Source organism: Microbacterium hibisci (genome assembly GCF_015278255.1).
Taxonomy (GTDB): Bacteria; Actinomycetota; Actinomycetes; order Actinomycetales; family Microbacteriaceae; genus Microbacterium; species Microbacterium hibisci.
The window spans coordinates 185,774-196,407 of sequence record NZ_JADIJC010000003.1 but is presented as its reverse complement, the minus strand read 5'-3'; the positions used below and the strand labels follow the sequence as shown (position 1 = coordinate 196,407).

Annotated in this window: 10 protein-coding genes; 5 read left to right on the top strand and 5 right to left on the bottom strand. The window is 71.1% G+C overall.

All coding sequences use genetic code 11. The annotated features are described in order from the left end of the window. Nucleotides 1–3 precede the first annotated feature (3 nt). Nucleotides 4–444 (bottom strand): metallopeptidase family protein, encoded by a 441-nt coding sequence (locus IM770_RS07790; RefSeq protein WP_203580566.1) that lies wholly within the window; start codon nt 442–444, stop codon nt 4–6. Between the two features lie 204 nt (nt 445–648). On the opposite strand from IM770_RS07790, the gene IM770_RS07785 reads away from it, so the two are divergent. Continuing rightward, the gene (locus IM770_RS07785) at nt 649–855 is read left to right on the top strand and encodes a DUF3499 family protein (protein ID WP_203580565.1); all 207 of its coding nucleotides are present in this window, start codon (nt 649–651) and stop codon (nt 853–855) included. 36 nt (nt 856–891) lie between these two features. Here IM770_RS07785 and IM770_RS07780 read toward each other — a convergent pair whose 3' ends face one another. Continuing rightward, nucleotides 892–1,842, bottom strand: a complete 951-nt coding sequence (locus IM770_RS07780) for a class I SAM-dependent methyltransferase (protein ID WP_239065906.1) — start codon at nt 1,840–1,842, stop codon at nt 892–894. Nucleotides 1,843–1,924: 82 nt separating this feature from the next. Between IM770_RS07780 and ahcY the strand changes: the two genes are divergently transcribed. Further along, nucleotides 1,925–3,424 carry an adenosylhomocysteinase gene (ahcY, locus tag IM770_RS07775; protein WP_203580564.1) on the top strand — a complete coding sequence of 500 codons (1,500 nt, stop codon included), beginning with the start codon at nt 1,925–1,927 and terminating at the stop codon, nt 3,422–3,424. 6 nt (nt 3,425–3,430) lie between these two features. On the opposite strand, the gene IM770_RS07770 is transcribed toward ahcY, so the two are convergent. Beyond that, entirely contained in the window at nt 3,431–4,276 is an 846-nt protein-coding gene (locus IM770_RS07770) for an RDD family protein (RefSeq protein ID WP_203580563.1), read from the bottom strand. 16 nt (nt 4,277–4,292) lie between these two features. Between IM770_RS07770 and IM770_RS07765 the strand changes: the two genes are divergently transcribed. From IM770_RS07765 to katG, 3 genes are all read left to right on the top strand, one after another. Further along, a complete protein-coding gene (locus IM770_RS07765; protein ID WP_203580562.1) occupies nt 4,293–5,288 on the top strand; it encodes a stage II sporulation protein M in 996 nt (331 codons plus the stop codon). Nucleotides 5,289–5,385: 97 nt separating this feature from the next. Further along, nucleotides 5,386–5,871: a Fur family transcriptional regulator gene (locus IM770_RS07760; RefSeq protein WP_203580561.1), complete on the top strand. Its 486-nt coding sequence runs from the start codon at nt 5,386–5,388 to the stop codon at nt 5,869–5,871. A gap of 40 nt (nt 5,872–5,911) precedes the next feature. Beyond that, a complete protein-coding gene (gene katG, locus IM770_RS07755) occupies nt 5,912–8,221 on the top strand; it encodes a catalase/peroxidase HPI (protein ID WP_239065905.1) in 2,310 nt (769 codons plus the stop codon). A 76-nt stretch (nt 8,222–8,297) separates the two neighbouring features. Here the strand turns inward: katG and aqpZ are convergent, their stop codons facing one another. Then, a complete protein-coding gene (gene aqpZ, locus IM770_RS07750; protein WP_203580560.1) occupies nt 8,298–9,086 on the bottom strand; it encodes an aquaporin Z in 789 nt (262 codons plus the stop codon). A 169-nt stretch (nt 9,087–9,255) separates the two neighbouring features. Then, on the bottom strand, nt 9,256–10,557 hold the full coding sequence (locus IM770_RS07745) for a DUF58 domain-containing protein (RefSeq protein WP_203580559.1): 1,302 nt from the start codon (nt 10,555–10,557) through the stop codon (nt 9,256–9,258). Nucleotides 10,558–10,634 lie beyond the last annotated feature (77 nt).

The window sequence follows — 10,634 nt, the reverse complement described above, 5'->3', positions numbered from 1 at the left end:
GCGTCAGAAGTAGCGGAAGCGCTCCGGCCCGAGGTCCCAGGGATCGCGGTCGAGGTATTCGGCCGCCGCGCGGAAGACGGCGCCCTCGACCAGCATGCGGCGGTGCAGGTCGTCGTCGCGATGCAGGTGGCTGAGGCGCTCGATCGGCAGGCGATAGAGGATGATGCGGTGTTCGTCGGGCAGGACGGTCCACCGCGGTATGCCGTCGTCGCCGGTCGCCGCCGGCATGTCGGCCACCTCGAACCGCACGTCGCGCAGCTCGGGCCACGCCGAGCGCAGGAACTCCGCGGCGGTGCCCACCGACAGGTCGAATCGATCGACCCGGGTGTCGAGCGGTGGGAGCGGCGGGCGCACGACCGAGCTGCGCCCTTCGCGACCGTGCCGCCCGTGGCGGGAGGCGCGACGCGTCGCGCGCTCGCTGGTCCGGGTCCGACGCCACGCCATGCCCCCATCCTAGGTCGCCGGGGGCGTCCCCAGACGAGGGGCGGAGCCGACAGGCGGAGCGGACCGCGGCGATCCGCCCCGCATCTCGGTCCACGTCCTCAGCTGAGGACCGACCAGGCTCTGCCACGCGAGCCGGAGCCCGGCGGGGAGTCGCGCGGCGCGGCATCCGTCTCCCTGTCCGTCGTGCGCGGTAGCGTCATCACGATGCGCGAGAGAGTCTGCTCCAAGGTCGGATGCGCCCGTGAGGCCGTGTCGACGCTCACCTACGACTACGGCGACCAGATGGCCGCGCTCGGTCCGCTCGGCGCCGTCGGCAATCCGCACGCGCACGACCTCTGCGCGATCCACACCGACCGGCTGTCGGTGCCCAAGGGGTGGGTCGTGGTGCGCCACGAGACCCTCCGCGCCTGACGCCCCTGAGCAGCGCTCAGTCGCGGTGCCCAGTGCTCAGTCGCGGTGCGGCAGCACTCGCCGCGCAGCCCGCAGCGGAGCGGTCACCCGCCAACTCGTGCTCGACTCGAGATCACGGACTCGCTGCTCCAGGAATGCCATAGCCGCGCGGAGCTCTTCCGCTTCCTGTTCGAGCCGTGCGACGTCGTCTTCCAGCTGGGAGGCGTGGAGCCGGGAGTGGTGCAGTTCCTCTGAGATGGGAGCGAATCCGCCCCGCAGATCGATCTCCGCCCCCAGCCGCTCGTAATCGCCGCGGATGCGATCGGAGGTCGGTTCGTCCGCCGCGAAGAGGCGGCGCAGCGGCTCGGCTTCCACGTCGCCGACAGCCATCACGCCCAGCCCGTGGCCGTGATGGAACGTGAACGTCGGGTGATCACGCTCGAGCTGCTCCCACAGCTGCCAGACGCCGAAGCCCCGGCCGCGCTCCGCGATGTCGTGGAAGAGGATGACGCCGCCATCGCGCACGACGCTTCGCCACTCCTCATAGTCCTGGACCGCGTCCTCGTATCCGTGGCGGCCGTCGATGTGAAGCAGATCGACGGAGGCGTCTTCGAAGAGGGGGCGGGACTGGCTGAACCAGCCCCGGACGAGCCTGATCGACTCCGGATAGTCTCGGTCGGCGATCGCGCGTACCGAATTGAAGACGTCATCGCCGTAGAACCCGGCATGATCGTCACCTTCCCAGCTGTCCAGCGCATGGATGTGCATCGGGTGGTCGAGCCGCGCCGCCGCCTCCGCGAAAGCGAAGCATGAGAAGCCCATGTGGGTCCCGAGCTCGACGACCGATGCGGGCCGCAGGACGTCGATGAGCCATGCCGCGAAGGGGGCGTGGGTGTTCCACGCGCTCAAGGGGAAGTGGAGCGGAAGCCAGTACGAGGTCTCACGCAGCCAGAACGCGCTGGGGTTCATCGTCGGCGTTCGCTCGGACGCCAGTGGGATGATGGTCAACTCTGTGCTCCGTCGCTCGAGGTGGTGCCAGCATACGGGTGGCCGCCGCGGCACACGCGGATCGGCATGGGAGAATGGGCGGATGCCGACCCACACGCCCGTCGCCACGCCTGCCAGCCCCGCCGTCGCCGAGTCCGCTGACGGCTTCGAGTACGAGGTCGCCGACCTCGCGCTCGCCGAAGCCGGGCGTCACCAGCTGCGCCTGGCCGAGAACGAGATGCCGGGGCTCATGGCCCTGCGCGAGGAGTTCGGCGCGTCGCAGCCGCTGAAGGGCGCGCGCATCGCGGGCTCGCTGCACATGACGGTGCAGACGGCGGTGCTGATCGAGACGCTCGTCGCCCTCGGCGCGCAGGTGCGCTGGGCGAGCTGCAACATCTTCTCCACGCAGGACGAGGCGGCCGCGGCCGTCGTGGTCGGTCCGATCGGCACCGTCGACGCGCCGGCGGGCGTTCCGGTGTTCGCGTGGAAGGGCGAGACCCTCGAGGAGTACTGGCGCCTCGCAGACCGCATCTTCGACTGGACGGCCGAGGGCTTCGACGGTCCCAACATGATCCTCGACGACGGCGGCGACGCGACCCTCCTCGTGCACAAGGGCGTCGAGTTCGAGAAGACCGGGTCGGTTCCGGATGCCGCGCCCGACGACTCCGCCGAGTACCGCATCGTCCTCGACACGCTCCGCGCGAGCCTCGCACGCGACCCGCAGCGCTTCACGCGCATGGCGGACGAGCTCCTCGGCGTCACGGAGGAGACCACCACGGGCGTGCACCGCCTGTACGAGCTCGCGGCATCCGGCGATCTGCTGTTCCCGGCGATCAACGTGAACGACTCCGTGACGAAGTCGAAGTTCGACAACAAGTACGGCATCCGCCACTCGCTGCCCGACGGGATCAACCGCGCCACCGACGTGCTCATGGGCGGCAAGGTCGCCTTCGTGTGCGGCTACGGAGACGTGGGCAAGGGGGCCGCCGAGGCGCTCCGCGGCCAGGGCGCGCGTGTCATCGTCAGCGAGGTCGACCCCATCTGCGCGCTGCAGGCGGCGATGGACGGCTACCAGGTCGCACGTCTGGCCGATGTCGCCGGTCAGGTCGACATCGTGATCACGGGCACGGGCAACAAGGACGTGGTGACCACCGAGGACCTCCTGAAGCTCAAGCACCTCGCCATCGTCGGGAACGTCGGCCACTTCGACAACGAGATCGACATGGCGGGCCTCGAGGCGCTGCCCGGCGTCGAGCGGATCGAGATCAAGCCGCAGGTGCACGAGTGGCGGCTGCCCACCGGGCGCAGCGTACTCGTGCTGAGCGAGGGCCGGCTGCTGAACCTGGGCAACGCGACGGGGCACCCGTCGTTCGTCATGAGCGCGTCGTTCACGAACCAGGTGCTGGCGCAGATCGAGCTGTTCACCAAGCGCGACGAGTATCCGACCGCCGTGTACACGCTCCCCAAGCACCTCGACGAGAAGGTCGCACGCCTGCACCTCGACGCGCTCGGCGTGCAGCTCACCGAGCTCAGTCCCGAGCAGGCGTCGTACATCGGCGTTCCGGTCGAGGGGCCGTACAAGCTCGACCATTACCGCTACTGACCCGCGTCAGCGATCGGGGAAGCCGCGCGGCGGAGCCGAGACCGGCCCCGCGAGCGCGGCGGCGCGGGCCGTCTCGAGCTGCAGGGCGCGCAGCTCGCGCTCGCGGCGCACGGCCACGACGCCGATGAGGAACGTCTCGGGGTCGACCGGGGGCACCGGTGAGACGTGCTCGGCGGCTTCGCGGGCGAGGGATGCCGCGACCCGCGCGCGTGCGCCGGCTTCCATGCTGGGCGCCGACCGGGCGAACTGGGAGAGGCGGCGCGACAGGCGCTCGGGAAGCCGCGCGACGTCGGCGACGGACGCCCATTCCGTCAGCACCGGCGGGACCCCGAGCGCGGCGTCGGGCAGGCGCGGCGTGCGGGTGCGCTCGGAGTAGGTGCCGGCGACGAGGTCGCCCAGGCGCTGCGACCGCGGCGTGAAAGCCCCGACGAGCGCGGCCACCGCCCCGAGGGTGAACCACAGCTCGAACACGCCGACCAGCGCGCGGATGAAGGCGTGGCGGAACCCGGCCGCCCCGCCGTCGGTGCGGACGATGCGGCCGCCCACGGCGAGCTTGCCGAGGCTGCGACCGCGGGTGGTCGTCTCGACGACCGTCGGGATCACGATCAGCACGAGCACCAGCACGACGATCGTGAGGATGGGGACGACCGCGGGGTCGATGGCGCCGAGGCTCGCCAGCCAGCCGGTGCCGAGGGCGAACAGCACCAGCACCGCGAGGCCGAGGAGCATGTCGATGAGAACCCCGAGCGCGCGCAGGAAATAGCCCAGCGGCTGCACGTCGAGCGCGACCGCCTCGCCGGTGAGCACCTCGTCCTGGTGGATGTCGACGATCGCGGGGCGCTCAGCGGGCATGGCTACAGTAAAGCGCATGGACCTCGACGCCCTGACGGCCGCCCGGCGCGAGGAGTGGGCGCGGCTGGACGAACTCAGCCGCTCTCGCCGGCTGACGGGCACCGAGGTCGACGAGCTCGTGACGCGCTATCGAGCGGCATCGGCGGATCTCGCCGACGCGAAGACGTCTGCGGGGCGGAGCGTCCAGGGCGACCACATCTCGACGATGCTCGGCCGGGCACGCCTGCGCCTCACCGGCGCCCCCGAGAACGTCGTGCGGCAGATCCCGCGGTTCTTCGCGCTGCAGCTGCCGGCGGCGCTCTACCGCGTGCGGTGGACGACGCTCGTGATCGCGGTGGCCTTCGTCGCGGTGGGGGCCGTCGTGGCGCTGTGGGTGTCGGGCGACCCCGCCCTGGTCGCGAGCCTCGGCAGTGAGGCCGAGCTCGAGCAGTACGCCGAGAACGAGTTCACCGACTACTACAGCGAGAATCCGGCGGCGGTCTTCGCGGGCACGGTCTGGACCAATAACGCGTGGATCGCGGCCCAGTGCGTGCTGTTCGGCATCACCGGTGTGTGGCCCGTGATGGTGCTGGTGCAGAACGCGGTCGGCGTCGGGACCGCGGCCGGGGTCATGGCGGCATTCGACCGCGGCGACGTGTTCGTCCTCTACATCCTCCCGCACGGCCTCCTCGAGCTCACGTGCATCTTCGTCGCCGGTGCGGCGGGCCTTCACATCTTCTGGGCCTGGGTCGCGCCGGGACCGCGCTCGCGGGGCGAATCGCTCGCCGCCGCCGGCCGCTCGCTCGCGACGATCGCGATCGGCCTCGTGATCGCGCTCGGAGTGTCGGGGGTCATCGAGGGCTTCGTGACCGCGCAGCCGTGGCCGTGGCCCGTCAAGATCGGGATCGGCGCGGCGGCCCTGGGACTGTTCCTGACGTACATGCTCGTGGTCGGCCGGCGGGCGCACCGGCTGGGGGAGACCGGCGACCTCACCGAGTACGAGGCCGGCACGCCGACCCTCGTCGCCGGCTGAGCTCGCTGCGCTGCCCCGCTTCGTCCAGCCGGCTCCGGCCGACCGGATGCCGCATATCACTGTTTTGAATGACTCAAAACAACGGTAGGGTGGAGCCATGACGTCGCACGCCCGCACCGACCCGCGCACCGGCGACACGGCCGCGCGTCTGCGGGGGGCTGGCCTGCGGGTCACCGACTCGCGGCGGGCGGTCGTCGAGGCGCTGCTCGAACACCCGCACGCCAGCGCCGACGACCTCTTCGGCGTCGTGGCGCAGACGGTGCCCGGCACGAGCCTGCAGTCCGTCTACAACGCGCTCGGCGACTTCGTCGACGCCGGGCTCGCCCGCCGGATCGAGCCCGCCGGTCGTCCCGGCCTGTTCGAGCTGCGTGTCGACGACAACCATCACCACCTCATCTGCTCTCGGTGCGGTGCCGTCGAAGACGTCGACTGCGTCGTGGGCGCGGCGCCCTGCCTGACGCCCTCCGACGCGCACGGCTACGCCGTCCAGGTCGCCGAGGTGACCTTCTGGGGCATCTGCCCCGCGTGCTCGGCCGCCGCCGACGCCGGTCCCGGCGCGCGGGCCGAGGCCGCAGCATCCTGATCCTGTCCGATTCCCCAGCCCATCCGATTGGAAGGAAGTCATGACCGACAAGAACGACACGATCCCGGAGATCGGTGAGAACCCGACCGACGCCGATCAGGCGGTCACCCCGATCGACACGCCGGTCGACGAGCGCGAGGACGGCGAGACCCGCCCGCGGCCGAACGAATCCGAAGGCTGCCCGGTCATCCACGGGGGTCAGCCTCACCCGACCACCGGAAACGCCAACAGCGTCTGGTGGCCGAACCAGCTGAACCTCAAGATCCTCGCCAAGAACCCGGCGGTCGCCAACCCGCTCGACCCGGACTTCGACTACAAGGCCGCCTTCGAGTCGCTCGACCTCGCGGCGGTCAAGGCCGACATCGCCGCGACGCTCACCACGTCGCAGGACTGGTGGCCCGCCGACTTCGGCAACTACGGCCCCCTCATGATCCGCATGGCGTGGCACAGCGCGGGCACGTACCGCGTGACCGACGGTCGCGGCGGGGGCGGCGCCGGTCAGCAGCGCTTCGCGCCGCTGAACAGCTGGCCCGACAACGTCAACCTCGACAAGGCCCGTCGCCTCCTCTGGCCCGTCAAGAAGAAGTACGGCCAGTCGCTGTCGTGGGCCGACCTCATGATCCTGGCCGGAAACGTGGCGCTCGAGTCGATGGGCTTCCAGACGTTCGGCTACGCGGGTGGCCGCGCCGACGTGTGGGAGCCGGACGCCGACGTGTACTGGGGTCCCGAGACCACCTGGCTGGACGACGAGCGCTACTCGGGCGATCGTGAGCTCGAGAAGCCGCTCGCGGCCGTGCAGATGGGCCTCATCTACGTCAATCCCGAAGGCCCCAACGGTGAGCCCGACCCGCTGAAGTCCGCGCGCGACATCCGCGAGACGTTCGGCCGCATGGCGATGGACGACGAGGAGACCGTCGCGCTCATCGCCGGTGGACACACGTTCGGCAAGACCCACGGCGCCGCACCCGACACCAACATCGAGCACAACCCGGAGGCCGCAGGCCTCGAGCAGCAGGGCCTGGGCTGGAAGAACAACCACGGCACCGGTCACGGCGACGACACGATCACGTCGGGTCTCGAGGTCACCTGGACGTACCACCCCACCCGCTGGGACAACGAGTTCTTCCACATCCTCTACGCGTACGAGTGGGAGCTCATGCGCAGCCCCGGCGGCGGCCACCAGTGGCGCCCGATCAACGGCGGCGGCGCCGACATGGTCCCGCTCGCGCACTCGAACGGCCGTCGTGAGCCGCGCATGCTGACGAGCGACCTCGCGCTGCGCACCGACCCGGCGTACGACAAGATCTCGCGGAAGTTCAAGGACGACCCCGAGGCCTTCGCCGACGCGTTCGCGCGCGCCTGGTTCAAGCTCACGCACCGTGACATGGGCCCGATCCAGCGCTACCTCGGCGCCGAGGTTCCCGCCGAGGAGCTGCTGTGGCAGGACCGCGTCCCCGCGGTCGATCACGAACTCATCGACGCGGCCGACGCCGCGGCGCTCAAGGCGCAGATCCTCGAGTCGGGGCTGACGGTCTCGCAGCTGGTCGAGACCACGTGGGCTGCGGCATCCTCGTTCCGCGGCAGCGACAAGCGCGGCGGCGTCAACGGCGCCCGCATCCGCCTCGCACCGCAGAAGGACTGGGAGGTCAACAAGCCCGCCCAGCTCGCCACGGTGATCGCGAAGCTCGAAGAGATCCAGGCCGCGTTCAACGACGGCCGCACCGACGGCAAGAAGGTGTCGCTGGCCGACCTCATCGTGCTCGCCGGCAACGCCGCGGTCGAGAAGGCGGCGAAGGATGCCGGCGTCGAGGCGGAGGTCGTGTTCCACCCCGGTCGCACCGACGCCACGCAGGAGCAGACCGACGCGCAGTCGTTCGCGTTCCTCGAGCCGATCACCGACGGCTTCCGCAACTACTACGGCCCGCGGGCGTTCATGCCCGAGGAGCACCACCTGATCGATCGCGCCAACCTGCTCACGCTGAGCGCGCCGGAGCTCACGGTGCTCGTCGGCGGCCTGCGTGTGCTGGGTGCGAACTGGGACGACTCCGACTACGGCGTCTTCACCGACCGCAAGGGCGTGCTCACGAACGACTTCTTCGTGAACCTGCTCGACCTCGGCACGACGTGGAAGCCGCTCGACCCGGGTTCGCACGCGTTCGCCGGCTCGAAGGACGGCTCGGGCCGTCCGGTGGGCATCGGCACGCGCGTCGACCTGCTGTTCAGCTCGAACTCGGAGCTGCGCGCCGTCGCCGAGGTGTACGCCTCGGACGACGCGAACGAGAAGTTCGTGCGCGACTTCGTCAAGGCGTGGGGCAAGGTCACGGAGCTCGACCGCTTCGACCTGGTCTGATCGGCGACGCACAGAAGCGGCCCGCTCCCTTCCGGGAGCGGGCCGCTTCTGCCTGTTCGGCGTCTGCGCGCGCCGCCTACGGCACGCGGGCCTCGGCCTGGACCGGAGGCAGCGTGCCCTTGGGCTCGAAGAGTGCGCGGTGGAGCACACCGGCCAGCAGGCCGCCCACGATCGGGAACACGATGAACACCCAGAGCTGCGACAGCGGGCCGGCCCCGCCGTAGATCGCCGCGGCGATCGAGCGCGCCGGGTTCACCGACGTGTTGTCGATCGGGATCGAGATGAGGTGGATGAGCGTCAGCGTGAGGCCGATCGCCAGCGGCGCGAGCGCGGCGGTGCCCCGCGTGGAGTGCGTGACACCGAGGATGATGAGCACGAAGATCGCGGTCAGCAGCACCTCGGCGATGATCGCCGCACCGAGGCCGAAGCCCCCGGGCGAGAGGCTGTCGTAGCCGTTCGACGCGAAGCCGCTGTCCTGGGCGTTGGCGAGCCAGTTGTCAGGGTGGAAGATGCCGATCAGCACGATCATCGTCGTGCCGAGGGCGCCGCCGATGACCTGCGCGATGATGTAGCCGATCGTGTTCTTCCACTCGAAGCGTCCGGCAGCTGCGAGCCCCAGGGTGATGGCGGGGTTGAAGTGACCGCCCGAGATCGGACCCCACGCGTAGGCGCCGGCGACGACCGTCAGGCCGAATGCCAGCGACACCCCGACGAAGCCGATGCCGAGCGGATTCCCCTCGGAATCTGCGGGGAAGTTGGCGGCGAACAGTGCTGAGCCCACGCCGCCGAAGACGAGCAGAAACGTACCCAGAGCCTCCGCGACGAGCCTGTTGACCGTGGTCGGCGGGACGGCGGTATCCGACATGGCGGACTCCTTTCCTCGTCGCGAGGCTAGCGGTATCTTCAGCGACTTCCCAGGAAGCGCGTGCGGAGTGTCCGACTTGCGCACCCGACGGCACAGGTTTTCCCCGCGTGTTCAGGTGTTCGTCGCCGACCGTTGCGGTTCCGGATGCCGCGGCCGCCGCCGGTGCGGATCAGAGACGTCCGGCGGCCTTGAGCGCGAGATAGCGGTCGGCGATGCGAGGCGGCAGATCCTCCGGACCCGCGGTGATCGCCTCGCCGCCGGCGCGCCCGATCGCTGCGGCGACGACCGCGGCGTCCTGTGCGGTGCGCTCGACAGCGGCGGCGCGGTAAACGTCGACGGCGTCCGGGCGCTCGGGTGGCGACGGCGGTTCGTCCGTCACCGTGCCGACCAGCACGTGCGCGCCGCGCGCGAGCGCGGGGAGCGATCCGAGGAAGCCGCGGGCCGCCTCGGCCGCGTCCTGCGCGGTGAGCAGCACGACGAGCGACGGGCGGGAGGTGAGCGTGCGCACCTGCGCGAACGCGGCGTCCCAGTCGGTGTCGATGAGCTGCGGTTCGACCGGAGCCATGGCGTCGACGAGCGCGGGCAGCAGGGAGGGCCCGTCGACGCGGGTGACGCGGGCGCGGATGGCGCGGTCGAACATCAGCAGATGCACGTGGTCGCCGGCGCGGGCCGCCAGGGCGGCGAGGAGCAGCGCGGCCTCCATCGCGGCATCCATCCGGACGCCGTCGCCCACGCGTGCCGCCGCGGTGCGACCGGTGTCGATCACGATCACGACGTGGCGGTCGCGCTCGGGGCGCCAGGTGCGCAGCATCGTGGTGCCGGCGCGCGCCGTCGCCCGCCAGTCGATGGAGCGCACGTCGTCGCCGCGCACGTACTCGCGGAGGCTGTCGAACTCGGTGCCCTGGCCGCGCACCTGCACGCTCGTGTTGCCGTCGAGCTCCCGCAGTCGCGCGAGCCGCGAGGGCAGGTGCCGTCGCGCGGTGAACGGAGGCAGCACCCGGATCGCGCCGGGTTCGTCGATCCGCGCCTGGCGGCCGGCGAGGCGGAGCGGCCCGTCGGAGCGGACCACCACGAAGCGCGAGCGCAGTTCGCCGCGCCGGCGGGGGAGGAGCGGGATGACGATCGGACGCGCTTCGCCGGGCGGGATGTCGATCGCGACCCGGTCGGCCGGCGCACCGGCGGTGGGCTGCCATGCGTCCCGCAGCCGGCCGCGCACGGCGCGGTCGCCGGTGTTGCGCAGCACGATCTCGGCGCGCACCGGCTGGCCGAGCAGCACGCGGCGCGGCATCCGTCGCATCACGGTGATCCGCCGCGGATCGGGAGCCGCCGCCGCATCGGCGAGCACGAGGACGAGGCACAGGACGACCCACCCGGCGGCCGCCAGCCACGCGTCGACGCCGGCGAGCGAGAGCAGCACGACGGGCACCGCCCCGAGGGCGACGAGCAGCGGCGCGCGACCGGTCAGGTACATGTTCTCCTCGGGATCTCGATTCGCTCGTTCCTCACTGCTCGATGCTGACCCGTACCGCACCAACGGGCGTCAGGGGT